Raw genomic sequence first — 16266 nt, forward strand, 5'->3', positions numbered from 1 at the left:
AAAAACATCTATATAGGAAAATCTCGTGTGATTAGATAATCACTGCTTTTTCAACGATTTCAACCAGACGGAAACGTTTGGTAGCTGATAATGGACGAGTTTCCATGATTTTCACGATATCACCAGTTTTTGCTTCATTGTTTTCATCGTGAGCTTTGTATTTTTTAGAATATTTCATACGTTTACCGTAGATTGGATGGTTCTTTTGGGTTTCAACGACAACAGTGATCGTTTTGTCCATTTTGTCAGATACCACACGTCCTTGATAAACTTTACGTTGATTTCTTTCTTCAGTCATACTGGAAATGGCCTCCTTCCACTATTTGTCAGCTTGTTCATGCAACACAGTTTTGATACGTGCAATCGATTTACGTACTTCTTTAATACGTGCAGTGTTTTCTAATTGACCTGTTGCTAATTGAAATCTAAGATTGAACAATTCTTCTTTTAATTGTTTTTCTTGATCTAGCATTTCGGCAGTGGTTAATTCTCTGATTTCTTTAACCTTCATTCGATTCACCACCCATTTCCTCACGTTTTACGATCTTAGTTTTCATTGGTAATTTGTGAGAAGCAAGACGTAATGCTTCACGAGCAACTTCTTCAGGAACGCCGGCGATTTCAAACATGATCTTGCCGCGTTTAACTGGTGAAACCCAGCCTTCAGGAGCACCTTTACCAGATCCCATACGTACACCAATTGCTTTGGCAGTATAAGATTTGTGAGGGAAAATTTTAATCCATACTTTCCCACCACGTTTCATGTAACGAGTCATTGCAATACGGGCAGCTTCAATTTGGCGGTTAGTAATCCAATGTGAATCAACAGCTTGTAAGCCATATTCTCCAAATGAGATTTCTTTACCACCTTTAGCTTCCCCACGCATTTTTCCGCGGAATTCACGACGGTGTTTTACACGTTTAGGTACTAACATGATTATTTCCCTCCTTTCTCAGTGTTTTTCTTTGTAGGAAGAATTTCTCCACGATAAATCCACACTTTAACTCCTAGTTTTCCGTATGTTGTGTTTGCTTCTTCCCAAGCGTAGTCGATGTCAGCACGCAATGTATGAAGAGGAACTGTTCCTTCAGAGTATCCTTCTGAACGAGCGATATCCGCACCATTCAAACGACCAGATACTTGAGTTTTGATTCCTTTAGCTCCAGAACGCATAGTGCGTTGGATTGCTTGTTTTTGTGCACGACGGAAAGCAACACGGTTTTCTAATTGACGTGCGATTCCTTCTCCGACTAATTTTGCATCTAAATCTGGTTTTTTGATTTCAACGATGTTGATGTGAACTCGTTTACCAGTTAATTTGTTTAATTCTTTTCTTAGGCTCTCAACTTCAGATCCGCCTTTACCGATAACCATACCAGGTTTGGCTGTGTGGATTGAAATGTTTACGCGATTTGCAGCGCGTTCGATTTCAACGGTTGACACAGCGGCATCAGCAAGTTTAGTTGCGATGAACTTACGGATTCTCAAATCTTCGTGTAGAAACTCAGCATACTCTTTTTCAGCATACCATTTAGCATCCCAATCACGGATGATGCCTACACGCATTCCAATAGGATTTACTTTTTGACCCACTGATTATCCCTCCTTATTTTTCTGATACCACAACGGTAATATGACTTGTACGCTTGTTGATTGGTGATGCTGAACCTTTTGCACGTGGACGGAAACGTTTCATTGTTGGTCCTTCGTTAACAAATGCTTCAGAAACTACCAAGTTTTCAACATCTAAGTCAAAATTGTTTTCTGCGTTAGCAACTGCTGACATCATAACTTTTTCGATGATTCCAGCAGATTTGTTTGGTGTGAACTTCAAAATTGAAATTGCTTCTGCTACGCTTTTTCCTCTAATAAGATCGATTACTAAACGTGATTTACGAGGAGAAGTGCGAACTGTTTTCGCAGTTGCCTTAGCTGATGTAATTTGTTCTGCCATGTTAATATCCTCCCCTCAGAATTAGCGTTTTGTTTTCTTATCGTCGGCGGCATGTCCACGATAAGTTCTTGATGGTGCAAATTCACCTAATTTATGTCCTACCATGTCTTCTTGGATGTAAACTGGCACATGTTTGCGTCCGTCATAAACAGCAATTGTAAACCCTACGAAGCTAGGGAAAATTGTTGAACGACGAGACCAAGTTTTAATAACTTTTTTCTTTTCAACACCTTGTTGCGCTTCGACCTTTTTCATCAAATGATCATCAACGAAAGGTCCTTTTTTCAAACTACGACCCATGGTGTACCTCCTCTCAAAATATGCGACACATAGTCAATGGTTCTATTTAGTCTTACGACGACGAACAATAAGCTTGTCTGATGCAGCTTTCTTGTTACGAGTTTTGTAACCCAATGCAGGTTGTCCCCAAGGAGATACTGGAGCTTTACGTCCGACTGGAGCTTTACCTTCACCACCACCGTGTGGGTGATCGTTAGGGTTCATTACGCTACCACGTACAGTTGGGCGTTTACGCATCCAACGAGAACGACCAGCTTTACCGATGTTGATCAATTCGTGTTGTTCGTTACCAACAGAACCGATAGTAGCACGGCAAGTAGCTAAGATCATGCGAACTTCGCCAGAGTTTAAACGTACTAATACGTATTTTCCTTCTTTACCAAGTACTTGAGCACTTGTACCAGCAGAACGGATTAATTGTCCGCCTTTACCTGGTTTCATTTCAATATTATGGATAACTGTACCAACTGGAATGTTTTCTAGTGGTAAAGAGTTTCCGATTTTGATATCTGCATCTGCTCCAGATACGACAGTCATGCCTACTTGTAAGCCTTTAGGGGCTAAGATGTAAGCTTTCACTCCGTCTGTATAATGAACTAATGCAATGTTTGCTGAGCGGTTTGGATCGTATTCGATCGTTTTTACTGTAGCAACCACGTTATCTTTATTACGTTTGAAGTCGATAACACGGTATTGGCGTTTATGTCCGCCACCTTGATGACGTACAGTAATGCGACCGTTGTTGTTACGACCGGCGTTGTTTTTCAATGGTTCTAATAACGTCTTTTCAGGCGTTGAAGTTGTGATTTCAGCGAAATCAGAACTCGTCATATTACGACGACCATTTGAGGTAGGTTTGTACTTTTTAATCGCCACGTCTAGTTTCCCTCCTATTTACTAGTGAATTTCTAACGCTGATTATTCAGCGTCGAAAAGTTGGATTTCTTTTGAACCTTCAGTTAATGTCACAACAGCTTTGCGACGTTTTTTAGTGAAGCCTTGGTATTTACCCATACGTTTTGCTTTTGGTTTAGCATTCATAATGTTTACATTTTTAACTTTAACGTCAAAAGCAGCTTCAACAGCTTGTTTGACTAAAGTTTTATTCGCGCGAGTGTCAACTTCGAAAGTATATTTCTTTTCGTCCATGTCTAACATAGATTTTTCAGTGATCACCGGGCGTTTAATTACGTCTAGTAAGTTCATTATGCAAGCACCTCCTCAATTTGAGTAAGAGCAGTTTGCGTTGCTAAGATTTTGTCATTAGCGACTACATCTAATACAGTTACGTTGTTTGAAGTAGTAACAGTTACGTTTGATAAGTTACGAGCAGCTAAGCCTACAACTTCGTTTTCTGTTTCTAATACAACCAATACTTTTGAATCAATAGACAAGCTAGTTAAAACTTGCTTGAATTCTTTTGTTTTAGGCGCTTCAAAGCTTAAAGCTTCAATAGCAACTAATTTATTTTCAGCAACTTTTTCTGATAAAACAGATTTGATTGCTAAGCGACGAACTTTTTTAGGAAGTTTGTAGCTGTAAGAACGTGGTGTAGGTCCGAAGACAACGCCACCTCCACGCCATTGTGGTGAACGGATAGAACCTTGACGAGCACGTCCAGTTCCTTTTTGACGCCATGGTTTGCGGCCACCGCCACGAACTGCGCTACGATTTTTCACAGCGTGAGTTCCTTGTCTTAATGAAGCGCGTTGCATAATAATTGCATCGTAAACAACACTTTCATTTGGTTCGATTCCGAAGATTTCTTCATTTAAAGTGATGTCACCGTTTTGAGTTCCATCTTGTTTGAATAATGCTACAGTTGGCATTCCTTAGTTCCTCCTTTCCTATAACTAATTATTTAGCTTTTACAGCTGCTTTGATAATGATTAAAGATTTTTTAGCGCCAGGAACATTTCCTTTTACTAAGATAACATTGCGGTCAGCGTCAACACGAACAACTTCAAGGTTTTGAATTGTTACGCGGTTGCCACCCATACGGCCAGCTAAATGTTTATTTTTAAATACACGGTTTGGTGCAACAGGACCCATAGATCCAGGACGACGGTGGTAACGAGATCCGTGAGCCATAGGGCCGCGGCTTTGTCCATGACGTTTGATAACACCTTGGAATCCTTTACCTTTAGTCGTTCCGGTAACATCAATGATGTCTCCAGCTTGGAAAGTATCAACTTTCACTTCTTGTCCTACTTCGTAGTCTCCTAGCTCAACATCTTTGAATTCTCGAATGAAGCGCTTAGGAGCCGTGTTTGCTTTTGCAACATGACCTTTCGCAGGTTTGTTAGACAAAACTTCACGTTTATCTTGGTAACCTAATTGAACTGCTTCGTAGCCATCTGTTTTAGTTGTTTTAACTTGTAAAACGACGTTTGGAGTAGCTTCGATAACTGTTACTGGAATAAGTTCACCAGATTCTGTGAAGATTTGTGTCATTCCCACTTTTTTCCCTAAGATTCCTTTGGTCATGATTACACCTCCATTTTCTTATTATAGTTTGATTTCAATGTTAACACCTGATGGTAAGTCAAGCTTCATTAAAGCATCAACTGTTTTCGGTGTTGGATTCACAATGTCAATCAGACGTTTGTGAGTACGCATTTCGAATTGTTCGCGTGAATCTTTGTATTTATGAGTCGCACGGATTACAGTGTAAAGACTACGTTCTGTTGGTAATGGAATTGGACCAGATACACTAGCTCCAGTTCTTTTTGCAGTTTCTACAATTTTATCCGCTGATTGGTCTAAAATACCATGTTCATACGCTTTTAAACGGATACGAATTTTTTGTTTTGCCATCTTATTCCCTCCTTCGCCTATTTTAAAAGTAGACATAGCTCCACGAAAATCTCCGTCACGCTCGTTCGTGGCAAAGCGTCCGGGCGTGTCGCAACCTCTCGTTTCAAAGCCGGCGGATTCTTTTATGAACCCCCCAGTGTCACTTGCACTTCTACAAACAGCACCTTTATGATTATATTATATCTGATCTACTATTGCAAGGATTTTATTAGTCTTTTTCGAGTTTTCGTTTTTATTTTCTGAAAATCATTCTTAAGTTGATTCTATCTATATAGAAGAAAAAAATTACGGATATTTTTCTACTCTCTAAAAAATTTCTTCAAAGACCCCTCCCTTCTAGCGCACAGATATATTATTATGATTCACCAAAGCCAATGTAACCATTTATTTTTCCACTAAATCTAAGTAGATCGAATGAATAATGGCCTACTCACATCCATTTATTTCTAGTCACCTAGACTCAATCATTTAAATTAACATTGATTTTTGCTCCACATTTATTCCTTACCTGATAATAAAAAAAGAGTTACCAGCAAGCTGGTAACTCTTTACGTCCGAGCATATTTGAATCATAAAAATTAATTACGCGTTGATTACAGATACGACACCTGAACCAACAGTACGTCCGCCTTCACGAATTGAGAAACGAGTTCCGTCTTCGATAGCGATTGGGTGAATTAATTCAACTTCCATAGTTACGTTATCACCAGGCATTACCATTTCAGTACCTTCTGGTAGATCAACTACACCAGTTACGTCAGTTGTACGGAAGTAGAACTGAGGACGGTAGTTAGTGAAGAAAGGAGTATGACGTCCGCCTTCTTCTTTAGTTAAAACGTAAACTTCTGCAGAGAATTTTGTATGTGGAGTAATTGAAGCTGGTTTAGCTAATACTTGTCCACGTTGGATGTCTTCGCGTGCAACACCACGTAATAATGCACCAATGTTGTCGCCGGCTTCAGCGTAATCCAACAATTTACGGAACATTTCAACACCTGTAACAGTTGTTTTAGCAGTATTTTCAGCGATACCTACGATTTCAACTTCGTCGCCGACGCGAACTTGTCCACGTTCAACACGACCAGTTGCAACAGTACCACGACCAGTGATTGAGAATACGTCTTCGACTGGCATCATGAATGGTTTGTCAGTATCACGAACTGGAGTTGGGATATATTCGTCAACAGCAGCCATTAATTCTAAGATTTTTTCTTCGTATGAAGCGTCGCCTTCTAAGGCTTTCAAAGCTGAACCAGCGATAACTGGAGTGTCGTCGCCTGGGAAGTCGTATTCTGATAATAAGTCACGAACTTCCATTTCAACTAATTCTAGTAATTCTTCATCATCAACCATATCCATTTTGTTTAAGAATACAACGATGTAAGGAACACCAACGTTACGTGATAACAAGATGTGTTCACGTGTTTGAGGCATAGGGCCATCAGCAGCAGATACTACTAAGATAGCTCCATCCATTTGTGCAGCACCAGTGATCATGTTTTTAACGTAGTCCGCGTGTCCTGGGCAGTCAACGTGTGCGTAGTGACGGTTTTCAGTTTCATACTCAACGTGTGAAGTATTGATTGTGATTCCGCGTTCGCGTTCTTCAGGAGCGCCATCGATTGAAGCGTAGTCCATTGCTGTAGCTCCGCCTTGTTTAGCAAGTACAGTTGTAATTGCAGCAGTTAAAGTAGTTTTACCATGGTCAACGTGTCCGATAGTACCAATGTTAACATGGGGTTTTGAACGGTCAAATTTTTCTTTAGCCATTTAAAATGTTCCTCCTAAGTAAATGAGATTATTTTTATCTGATAAGTCCGCGCCACAAAAGCGGCGCGAGCCCATATCATCAGTTAATTATTTTACATGAATCATTATTAAAAATACAGTCTTTTAAAGGAAACCTATCAATTTAGATTGACATTTAAGAATTATTCAGCTTTGCCGCCGTTTTTCTTAATGATTTCTTCTTGAACTGATTTCGGTACATCTTCATAGTGGTCAAATACCATCATGAATGTTCCACGTCCTTGCGTAGAAGAACGAAGCGTAGTAGCGTAACCGAACATTTCAGCTAACGGCACGATTGCGTTAACGATTTGTGCGTTACCATGCGCTTCCATACCTTCAACACGTCCACGACGAGCAGTTACGTGACCCATAACATCACCTAAGTAATCTTCTGGAACAGTGATCGTAACTTTCATCATTGGTTCAAGGATTGATGGACTAGCTTTTTTAGCAGCAGCACGTAGCGCCATAGAAGCAGCTACACGGAAGGCCGTTTCATTTGAATCGACATCATGGTAAGAACCATCATAAAGCTTAGCTTTAATGTCAACTAAAGGATAACCAGCTAATACACCGTTTGCCATTGCATCTTCTAGACCTTTTTCAACTGCTGGGATGTATTCACGAGGAACCACACCACCGACAATTGCGTTTTCGAATTCGAAGCCAGCACCTTCTTCGTTTGGTGTAAATTCGACCCATACGTGACCGTATTGACCTTTACCACCAGACTGACGTACAAACTTACCTTCTGCTTTAGTAGCAGCACGGAATGTTTCACGATAAGATACTTGAGGCGCACCAACGTTTGCCTCCACTTTGAATTCACGACGCATACGGTCAACTAATACATCTAAGTGAAGTTCACCCATACCAGCGATAACAGTTTCACCAGTTTCAACGTTTGTTTCAACGCGGAATGATGGATCTTCTTCAGCTAGTTTTTGTAAAGCAACACCCATTTTATCTTGGTCAGCTTTTGATTTAGGTTCAACAGCAACTTCGATAACTGGATCAGGGAATTCGATTGATTCTAAGATAACTGGTGATTTTTCATCACAAAGTGTATCCCCAGTAGTAGTATCTTTCAATCCAACAGCTGCTGCGATATCTCCTGAGTAAACCGTTTCGATTTCTTTACGAGTGTTCGCGTGCATTTGAAGGATACGTCCGATACGTTCACGTTTGCCTTTAGAGGCATTCAATACGTAAGAACCTGAATTCAATACGCCTGAGTAAACACGGAAGAAAGTTAGACGACCTACGAATGGGTCAGTCATTACTTTAAACGCTAGTGATGAGAAAGGAGCTGAATCGTCAGCTGGACGTTCAGTTTCTTCGTCAGTTTTAGGGTTGAAACCTTTGATCGCAGGTACGTCTGTTGGCGCTGGAAGATAGTCAATGACTGCATCCAACATCAATTGAACACCTTTGTTCTTGAAGGCAGAACCACATAATACAGGATAGAAATCAACTGCTAAAGTAGCTTTACGGATACCTGCTTTCAATTCTTCGTCAGTGATTTCTTCACCTTCTAGGAATTTCATCATTAGGTCTTCATCAGTATCAGCAACTGCTTCTACTAATTTTTCGCGCCATTCTTCAGCTAACTCTTGGTAATCTGCAGGAATTTCAGTTTCTTGAATTTCCGTACCTAAGTCGTTTGTGTAGATTTCAGCTTTCATTTTAACTAAATCGATGATACCAGTGAAGTCATCTTCCGCACCAACTGGTAATTGGATTGGATGAGCATTCGCTTGTAAACGATCGTGTAAAGTACTTACTGAATAAAGGAAATCTGCACCGATTTTATCCATTTTATTACAGAATACGATACGTGGAACTTGGTATTCTGTTGCTTGACGCCAAACAGTTTCTGTTTGAGGTTCTACACCTGATTGTGAGTCCAATACAGTTACTGCGCCATCAAGTACACGTAATGAACGTTGAACTTCGATTGTGAAGTCCACGTGTCCTGGGGTATCGATGATATTTACGCGGTGACCTTTCCATTGTGCTGTAGTAGCAGCGGAAGTGATCGTGATACCACGTTCTTGTTCTTGTTCCATCCAGTCCATTTGAGAAGCGCCTTCGTGCGTTTCACCAATTTTATGGATTTTACCAGTGTAGTACAAGATACGCTCAGTTGCTGTAGTTTTACCTGCATCAACGTGGGCCATGATCCCGATATTACGAGTGTTTTCTAGAGAAAATTCTCTTGCCATTTCTTTGTTTGCTCCTCTCTTAAATTGAATTTAGCATTTTTTGGTCATTTTTCTGTTGACCTGCGCCAGCAGAAAAAATCTTACCAACGATAATGAGCAAATGCACGGTTGGCTTCCGCCATTTTGTGTGTATCTTCGCGTTTTTTCACAGAAGCTCCAGTGTTGTTAGCAGCATCCATGATTTCTTTCGCTAAGCGTTCTTCCATTGTATGTTCGCCGCGTAAACGAGCGAAGTTTACAACCCAACGCAATCCTAAAGTAGTACGACGTTCTGGACGTACTTCAACTGGTACTTGGTAGTTAGAACCCCCAACACGGCGAGCTTTAACTTCTAGTACAGGCATGATGTTTTCCATTGCTTGTTCGAAAACTTCCAATGGATCATTCCCTGTTGATTCTTTGATTGTGCTAAAAGCGTTGTATACAATACTTGAAGCAGTACCACGTTTGCCGTCAACCATTACACGGTTGATTAAACGAGTTACTAGCTTAGAGTTATACATAGGATCTGGCAAAACATCGCGTTTTGCGATAGTTCCTTTACGAGTCATACGTAACTCCTCCTTCCGAAAATATGTCTTATCTATTCGTTTGATTAAGCTTTAGGTTTTTTAGTACCGTATTTAGAACGGCTTTGTTTACGATCATTAACACCCGCAGTATCTAGTGCACCACGAACGATATGATAACGTACCCCTGGTAAATCTTTTACACGTCCACCACGTAAAAGAACAACACTATGTTCTTGTAAGTTATGGCCGATACCTGGAATATAAGCTGTTACTTCGATTAAGTTTGACAAACGAACACGAGCATATTTACGTAACGCTGAGTTAGGTTTCTTCGGTGTCATAGTACCCACACGTGTACAAACTCCACGTTTTTGTGGTGAGTTAACGTTTGTTTGAGCTTTTTTAAAGCTGTTATATCCTTTGTTCAATGCTGGTGAATTTGATTTCTCCACCTTTGATTTACGAGGTTTACGTACTAATTGATTAATTGTAGGCATCCCTTGTTTCCTCCTTCCTCGATTCGCTTTCTAGTACCACACATCCTGGTGGTTCTTTTTCGGCGATAAAAAATAATGCATTCCTGCATTCCCTATCAAGCGTACCTTGACACAGTCAGCACGTCTCAACGAGAGACCTGTTCACAAAGCACCTTTGATAGCATACCACGATAAAATATTCGTGTCAACAAACAGAATGGCTTTTTCTTTATTTTATTTCAATTGATTTTAGTCACTATTATTCAATAAAGAAGCTCCTTTATTTTTCCTATTCTGATTTTTTAGGTCTGACAGACTATTAAACCAAGGCCTTTCTTTTTGGTCTTTTTTACTGAAAAGGCTATCTTTTTTTCTTTTTTCCGATTACAATAAACCTAACTTAGTTAAAGGTGGGAATTATCAATGAATTTAAAAGAGTTAGTCGGGATCGAAGCGGCAAAATATGTCACAGACGGAATGACCGTAGGATTAGGAACTGGATCGACTGCCTACTATTTGGTAAAAGAATTGGGTCGTAGAGTAAATGAAGAAGGTTTGAAAATTACTGGTGTCGTTACTTCATCAAAAACCGAAGCACAAGCGAAAGAATTAGGAATCCCCTTAAAAGCAATCGATGATGTGGAATCCGTAGATTTAACTATTGATGGTGCAGATGAAATCAGCGAAGATTTTCAAGGAATCAAAGGTGGCGGTGCAGCCTTATTATTCGAAAAAGTCGTGGCTACATATTCAAAAGATTGTATTTGGATTGTTGATGAGAGCAAAATGGTCGCTAATTTAGGTAAATTCCCTCTTCCCGTTGAAGTTGTTCCTTTTGGCAGCCATAATATTTTCCGTTTATTTGAAGAGCGCAACTATAACCCAACATGGCGCACAGATGAATCAGGTGAACTATTAATGACCGATGGTGGACATTACATTATTGATTTGCATTTAGAAAAAATTACAGATCCTCGCGCTTTAGCAAAAGAATTGGATGAATGTGTCGGCGTTGTAGAACACGGTTTATTCATCGATATGATTTCTCGCGTGATCGTCGGTACTCCTGAAGGACCGCAAACTTTGATCGTTCCTACAAAATAATTTATTGTAAAACTCTTTAATGAGCGTGTTTTGAGAAAAAACACGCTCATTTTTATGGAAATCATAGCGAAAAAATTGTACAATGACTCAGTAATTGAAAATTTCAGAAATTTCAAAGGAGAGAATATTATGCCAAAATTAGTTTTTTCTCGTCACGGCTTAAGTGAATGGAACAAATTGAACCAATTTACTGGTTGGGCAGACGTTGACTTGGCTCCAGAAGGTGTCGAAGAAGCAAAAGAAGGCGGACGTAAAATCAAAGAAGCAGGAATTGAATTTGATGTAGCTTATACATCAGTTTTAACTCGTGCAATCAAAACATGTAACTATATTCTTGAAGAATCTGACCAACTTTGGGTACCAACTGTTAAATCTTGGCGCTTAAACGAACGTCATTACGGTAAATTACAAGGATTAAACAAAAAAGAAACTGCTGAAAAATACGGTGACGACCAAGTTCACATTTGGCGCCGTTCATACGACGTATTACCTCCATTGATGGAAGCTACTGACGAAGGTTCAGCTGCTCAAGATCGTCGTTACTCAATGTTAGACCCTCGCGATATTCCTGGAGGAGAAAACTTAAAAGTTACTTTAGAACGTGCTCTACCTTTCTGGCAAGACGAAATCGCTCCTGCTTTGAAAGATGGCAAAACTGTTTTAGTTGCTGCTCACGGTAACTCATTACGTGCATTAGCTAAGCACATCGAAGGTATTTCTGATGAAGATATCATGGACTTAGAAATCCCAACAGGTCAACCACTTGTTTATGACTTGAATGATGACTTAACAGTAGCTAAAAAATACTACTTATAATAAAAATATTTCCCGACTCATTAATGAGTCGGGATTTTTTATTGCTTTTAATTGATAATTTTATCATCGCTAGTATTGATCACTGCCAATCGTTCTTTCCAAGCGGCTCGTTCTTCTTTACTCAACGATTGATAATCCGTCACTTGAGCAACAATTTTAAGTGGCTGAGTACTCCGATATGATTTGGTCGGATTTCCGGGGAATTTTTTATCTGTTACATTCGGGTCATCTTCAAATTCTCCCAGCGGTTCGACTTGATAAACATATTCTCTTCCGTTTCCTTTAGCTAGTGCCGCAGCTAAACCAGCACCATCCTTTAACGTCGTAAAGTAGATATGATTCATGATGACATTTGGACGGTAATTCGAATGATGACCTGCAGTTAAGTACCCACCTACATCGAGTTTTACTTTTGTTCCATGATAAAAAGGTCCTTTGATTTCTCTGGTATCCATATCTGCCACTCCCCGATTCCCGATTTTAATTTATCGTACAAAAAAAAGACTCTATCGACAAAAGATTACACTTTTACATAAAAAAAAGACCCTGAGGTAAACTCAGCGTCCTTGAATTTAATCATGATTCAAAAAACTTGCTACTTTTGTCGCAATCAAATCGATCGCCACATGATTTTCGCCGCCTTCTGGCACGATAATATCTGCATAGCGTTTCGTTGGTTCAATAAATTGATGATACATTGGTTTGACGACGGTTAAATATTGTTCGATCACAGAATCTAGCGTCCGACCTCTTTCATTCATATCACGTTTAATGCGACGAATGATCCGAATATCATCATCTGTATCGACGTAAATCTTGATATCCATCATATCGCGTAGGCGTTCATCTTCTAAGATCATGATACCTTCTAGAATGATTACTTCTTGTGGTTCTTGGACATATGTATCTTTGCTTCGAGTATGTGCTACATAGTCATAAATCGGTACTTCGACTGCTTGATAGTTTGTCAACTGTTTTAAATGTTCAATCAATAGATCCGTGTCAAAAGCAAACGGATGATCGTAATTCGTTTCTAGTCGTTCCTCAAAACTGATACCGCTTTGGTCTTTATAATAAGAGTCGTGTTCCAACATCATAATGGAATGATTGGGAAAACGACTGTAAATCGCGCGACTAACACTTGTTTTACCACTTCCCGAACCGCCCGTTACACCAATAATAATCGGCTTGTTTTTCATGCAAATAAAACCTCTTTCGTTTCTTCATTAGTCCCATTATAGCGGAACAATCTAAAATTACTATTAAAAACTCAAAAATCTTCTAAAATTTGATAGAGATCCGTTAGCTGTTTGATTTCAAACGTCGGTTTGATATCTGTTGATACGATACGTTTAGGATTCATCCAGATCGTATCGATACCAGCAACTTGACCGCCTTTGATATCTGAGGTCAATGAATCACCGATAATAACGGTTTTTGTTTTATCAATAGTAGGAACTTCTGAAAAGACGATATCAAAAAATTCCTTCATTGGTTTGTTGACACCCATTTCTTCAGAAATAAAAACTTTTTTAAAAAAAGGGGCTAACCCTGATTTGGCTAATCGTTGGTGTTGCGTTTCTGAAACACCATTCGTCACGACATAAAGCTCTTTTTTTTGGCTTAATTTCTCTACAACTTCTAAACTGTTATTCATTAACTGGTAGCCTTGATTCAAGTAATGGCGATAACGAGCTTCTGTTTTTGGTCCATCAACTTTACGACCATACTGTTCAAAGAAAATCCGGAAACGATTATTCAACAAATCTTGTCTTGATAACAAGCCAGATTCATGATCACGCCAGAATCCTTGGTTCATTTGTTTATAGTTTTGTTTAACTTCAAGTGAGGGAGCAACTGCCAATTCTTCGAACAAACTGCTTAAAGCAGCTTCTTCCGCTGCTTTAAAATCTAATAGAGTATCGTCGATATCGAATAAAAGTGTGTCATAATTCATAAAATTACCTTCTATCTAAAATAAATTTTTAATTGATTTAATTCTGTTTCCGTTAACGGACGGTAGTCACCTGATTTCAAATCGGTCGGTAAGCGTAATGGCCCCATCGTTAAGCGGGTTAATTTAATTACTTTTTTCCCACGCGCCAAGAACATTTTTTTCACTTGATGAAACTTGCCCTCTTTGATCGTCAGTAACACTTCCGAATAGCTTGAATTAGCAGTCAAAATAATCAGTTTAGCTGGTCGGCAACGAATCCCTCCGTGAAATTCGATCCCTTCAGCAAAAGCTGCAACATCGTCTATAGTCACTAGTGCATTGATCGTCGCACGGTAGGTTTTGTTTACTTTTGAATCTGGACGTAATAATTCATAGCCTAGTTGACCATTATCGGTTAATAAAAGCAGCCCCGTAGTATCACGATCTAAGCGTCCTACAGGATACAATTCAGCAGGCCGTTCTTTTGGTGAAATTAATTCAGTTACCGTTCTAAACTTTGGATCTTTTTTAGCCGTCACGACTCCTGCTGGCTTATTGAGCAAATAATAGACGTGTTTCGCCTGCAGTACCTTTCCATTCACTTCAATTCGATGCAAACGACTGTCAACATTTCGGTGCTGATCCATCTCCACTAATCCATCTACTTTAACTTTTTTCATTAGAAATAAGCGTTTCATTTCTTTTCGTGTCGTTTTTAAATTTTCTTCGATTACTTTATCTAATCGCATGGCTCGCTCCTTAAAATATACCGGACTCATTATACCGAAATCCCCTAAAAAAACAACCGTTTCATTTTTTATTTCCATAGCGAAATATTTTTTTTGTTATTTTTGAATAAAAGCAAAAGGGTTTATCCTTGCATTTTATGTTCAAGAGTTCTACACTTTTAATATACGAGTCAGAGATTCGTATGATTAAGTGAATCGACACCTTGGTGTCAAAGGTTTCTCATACACAGCGTTACGACCTGGTAGAGAAAGTTGAACTCAAACTTTTTTGGACAGTTGTGTATATAACTGTCTTTTTGCGTTTTTCGCAAAGCCATTGTGCTGAGAATAACCCATCACTTGAATAAAATCTGTCTGATAAACCACAGACAGTCACATTTTAAGGAGGAATTTGGTTATGGCAGTATCATTGAAAGTAGAAGAAAGAGCAACTCGTCCCCGTTCCCTACGCAACAAATTGCGTCACGAAGGAAAAGTTCCTGCAGTCGTAAATGGCTACAAGATCGAAAGCACATCTATCTCAATCGACGAAAGAGAATTCACTCGTCTATTGCGTGAAAATGGGGCTAACACTGTTTTCGCTATTGAAATCGGTGGAAAAAAAGTGAACACATTATTGCGTGAAGCACAATCAGACACCTTTACACGTCGTCTAACTCACGTGGAACTATTATCTGTAAACTTGTCAGAAGAAACTGAAGCTGAAACTGAATTGAATTTAGTTGGTGAAGCTGCAGGTGTGAAAGCTGGCGGAGTGTTAACTCAAACACTTTATACAGTAACTGTTTCAGCAACGCCAGAAAAATTACCAGAAGGAATCGACGTTGATATTTCTAAACTAGAAATTGGCGATTCAATCTCTATTGCCGATCTTCCTAAAAACAGTGACTACTCAATCGTCACTGATGCAGAAGAACAAATTGCTGCTGTTCAAGAGGCACAAGAACTTCCTGCAGAAGATGAAGTCGCTGAAGGTACAGAACCTGAAGTTATCGGTGAATCAACCGAAGAATAATCCAGAACTAGTAAGGTATGCTGAAGTTTCAGCATACCTTTTTCTTTTCATTTATACCGATCGATGGATTGAAGCTTCTCATTTTTTGGATTAAACTAAGTCACCTACTTGTTTAGAATTTCTTATAAGTTAAGAACAATCAGTGGTTTTTTTAGCTAAAAAGATTTACAATATATCACTACAAAGATTATTTGCACTTTAAGTAAGTGATTCCAACTAAAGGGGGAAACATCTATGTTCGAAACATTCGATTCAAAAAAAAGCCGTTATGCCTCTGTCGGTGTGGTATCCAGCTTACCAGGCGAGCTGATTGATAGTATCTGGTATATCATTGACTTAGACTTAAAGGGACTGGTCCCATTAGAAAATATCTTAAGTTTTGATTTGATCAATAATAATGGTCATGTCACTATGCATTTCTCACAAGAAGATAGCAATGTTGAAATGGGTATCGATTTGCCATTTAATTATTCGTATGAATTTCCACAAGAAGTTTATGCCTATGATGATGGCCATCACCAAACAATTTTATTACCAAGTGAAATCCGCCAACGCTAGTAGCTAAGACAA

At 39.2% G+C, this 16266-nt stretch carries 23 protein-coding genes; 4 read left to right on the forward strand and 19 right to left on the reverse strand.

The window, feature by feature from the left end; genetic code table 11:
• Window positions 1–31 precede the first annotated feature (31 nt).
• The 15 genes from rpsQ to rpsL all read right to left on the reverse strand — a co-directional run bounded on the left by rpsQ (window position 32) and on the right by rpsL (window position 10097).
• Complete coding sequence (rpsQ, locus tag RV04_RS07665) at window positions 32–298, reverse strand: 30S ribosomal protein S17 (RefSeq protein ID WP_071857880.1); 267 nt, start codon at window positions 296–298, stop codon at window positions 32–34.
• Between the two features lie 21 nt (window positions 299–319).
• Window positions 320–511 (reverse strand): 50S ribosomal protein L29, encoded by a 192-nt coding sequence (gene rpmC, locus RV04_RS07670; protein ID WP_071857881.1) that lies wholly within the window; start codon window positions 509–511, stop codon window positions 320–322.
• Complete coding sequence (rplP, locus tag RV04_RS07675; RefSeq protein WP_071857882.1) at window positions 501–935, reverse strand: 50S ribosomal protein L16; 435 nt, start codon at window positions 933–935, stop codon at window positions 501–503. Before rplP ends, rpmC begins: the two co-directional genes overlap by 11 nt.
• A 2-nt stretch (window positions 936–937) precedes the next feature.
• A complete protein-coding gene (gene rpsC / locus RV04_RS07680; RefSeq protein WP_071857883.1) occupies window positions 938–1594 on the reverse strand; it encodes a 30S ribosomal protein S3 in 657 nt (218 codons plus the stop codon).
• Between the two features lie 13 nt (window positions 1595–1607).
• Window positions 1608–1955, reverse strand: a complete 348-nt coding sequence (gene rplV / locus RV04_RS07685) for a 50S ribosomal protein L22 (protein ID WP_071857884.1) — start codon at window positions 1953–1955, stop codon at window positions 1608–1610.
• 21 nt (window positions 1956–1976) lie between these two features.
• Complete coding sequence (gene rpsS / locus RV04_RS07690) at window positions 1977–2255, reverse strand: 30S ribosomal protein S19 (RefSeq protein WP_071857885.1); 279 nt, start codon at window positions 2253–2255, stop codon at window positions 1977–1979.
• Window positions 2256–2297: 42 nt separating this feature from the next.
• Window positions 2298–3131, reverse strand: a complete 834-nt coding sequence (gene rplB / locus RV04_RS07695; protein WP_071857886.1) for a 50S ribosomal protein L2 — start codon at window positions 3129–3131, stop codon at window positions 2298–2300.
• A gap of 42 nt (window positions 3132–3173) precedes the next feature.
• Window positions 3174–3461 (reverse strand): 50S ribosomal protein L23, encoded by a 288-nt coding sequence (gene rplW / locus RV04_RS07700; protein ID WP_071857887.1) that lies wholly within the window; start codon window positions 3459–3461, stop codon window positions 3174–3176.
• The gene (gene rplD, locus RV04_RS07705; RefSeq protein ID WP_071857888.1) at window positions 3461–4084 is read right to left on the reverse strand and encodes a 50S ribosomal protein L4; all 624 of its coding nucleotides are present in this window, start codon (window positions 4082–4084) and stop codon (window positions 3461–3463) included. Before rplD ends, rplW begins: the two co-directional genes overlap by 1 nt.
• A gap of 28 nt (window positions 4085–4112) precedes the next feature.
• Entirely contained in the window at window positions 4113–4742 is a 630-nt protein-coding gene (rplC, locus tag RV04_RS07710; RefSeq protein WP_071857889.1) for a 50S ribosomal protein L3, read from the reverse strand.
• A gap of 21 nt (window positions 4743–4763) precedes the next feature.
• Window positions 4764–5072, reverse strand: a complete 309-nt coding sequence (gene rpsJ / locus RV04_RS07715) for a 30S ribosomal protein S10 (RefSeq protein WP_010756438.1) — start codon at window positions 5070–5072, stop codon at window positions 4764–4766.
• A gap of 582 nt (window positions 5073–5654) precedes the next feature.
• On the reverse strand, window positions 5655–6842 hold the full coding sequence (tuf, locus tag RV04_RS07720) for an elongation factor Tu (protein WP_071857890.1): 1188 nt from the start codon (window positions 6840–6842) through the stop codon (window positions 5655–5657).
• A 161-nt stretch (window positions 6843–7003) separates the two neighbouring features.
• Window positions 7004–9088: an elongation factor G gene (gene fusA / locus RV04_RS07725; RefSeq protein ID WP_071857891.1), complete on the reverse strand. Its 2085-nt coding sequence runs from the start codon at window positions 9086–9088 to the stop codon at window positions 7004–7006.
• A gap of 80 nt (window positions 9089–9168) precedes the next feature.
• A complete protein-coding gene (gene rpsG / locus RV04_RS07730) occupies window positions 9169–9639 on the reverse strand; it encodes a 30S ribosomal protein S7 (protein WP_071857892.1) in 471 nt (156 codons plus the stop codon).
• A 44-nt stretch (window positions 9640–9683) separates the two neighbouring features.
• Window positions 9684–10097 (reverse strand): 30S ribosomal protein S12, encoded by a 414-nt coding sequence (gene rpsL / locus RV04_RS07735; protein WP_010742744.1) that lies wholly within the window; start codon window positions 10095–10097, stop codon window positions 9684–9686.
• A gap of 402 nt (window positions 10098–10499) precedes the next feature.
• On the opposite strand from rpsL, the gene rpiA reads away from it, so the two are divergent.
• Both rpiA and RV04_RS07750 read left to right on the forward strand, forming a co-directional pair.
• Complete coding sequence (gene rpiA / locus RV04_RS07745; protein WP_071857893.1) at window positions 10500–11180, forward strand: ribose-5-phosphate isomerase RpiA; 681 nt, start codon at window positions 10500–10502, stop codon at window positions 11178–11180.
• A gap of 129 nt (window positions 11181–11309) precedes the next feature.
• A complete protein-coding gene (locus RV04_RS07750; RefSeq protein ID WP_071857894.1) occupies window positions 11310–11996 on the forward strand; it encodes a 2,3-diphosphoglycerate-dependent phosphoglycerate mutase in 687 nt (228 codons plus the stop codon).
• Window positions 11997–12043: 47 nt separating this feature from the next.
• On the opposite strand, the gene arr is transcribed toward RV04_RS07750, so the two are convergent.
• From arr to RV04_RS07770, 4 genes are all read right to left on the reverse strand, one after another.
• Window positions 12044–12451: an NAD(+)--rifampin ADP-ribosyltransferase gene (arr, locus tag RV04_RS07755; RefSeq protein WP_071857895.1), complete on the reverse strand. Its 408-nt coding sequence runs from the start codon at window positions 12449–12451 to the stop codon at window positions 12044–12046.
• A 117-nt stretch (window positions 12452–12568) separates the two neighbouring features.
• Window positions 12569–13195: a uridine kinase gene (udk, locus tag RV04_RS07760; protein WP_071857896.1), complete on the reverse strand. Its 627-nt coding sequence runs from the start codon at window positions 13193–13195 to the stop codon at window positions 12569–12571.
• A gap of 71 nt (window positions 13196–13266) precedes the next feature.
• On the reverse strand, window positions 13267–13953 hold the full coding sequence (locus RV04_RS07765) for a YjjG family noncanonical pyrimidine nucleotidase (protein ID WP_071857897.1): 687 nt from the start codon (window positions 13951–13953) through the stop codon (window positions 13267–13269).
• Between the two features lie 11 nt (window positions 13954–13964).
• Complete coding sequence (locus RV04_RS07770) at window positions 13965–14681, reverse strand: pseudouridine synthase (protein ID WP_071857898.1); 717 nt, start codon at window positions 14679–14681, stop codon at window positions 13965–13967.
• A gap of 397 nt (window positions 14682–15078) precedes the next feature.
• Between RV04_RS07770 and RV04_RS07775 the strand changes: the two genes are divergently transcribed.
• Window positions 15079–15696, forward strand: a complete 618-nt coding sequence (locus RV04_RS07775; protein ID WP_071857899.1) for a 50S ribosomal protein L25/general stress protein Ctc — start codon at window positions 15079–15081, stop codon at window positions 15694–15696.
• Window positions 15697–15930: 234 nt separating this feature from the next.
• Window positions 15931–16254 (forward strand): DUF960 domain-containing protein, encoded by a 324-nt coding sequence (locus RV04_RS07780; protein WP_071857900.1) that lies wholly within the window; start codon window positions 15931–15933, stop codon window positions 16252–16254.
• Window positions 16255–16266 lie beyond the last annotated feature (12 nt).

Origin of the sequence: Enterococcus hermanniensis, from assembly GCF_001885945.1 — a bacterium.
Classification (GTDB): domain Bacteria; phylum Bacillota; class Bacilli; order Lactobacillales; family Enterococcaceae; genus Enterococcus_A; species Enterococcus_A hermanniensis.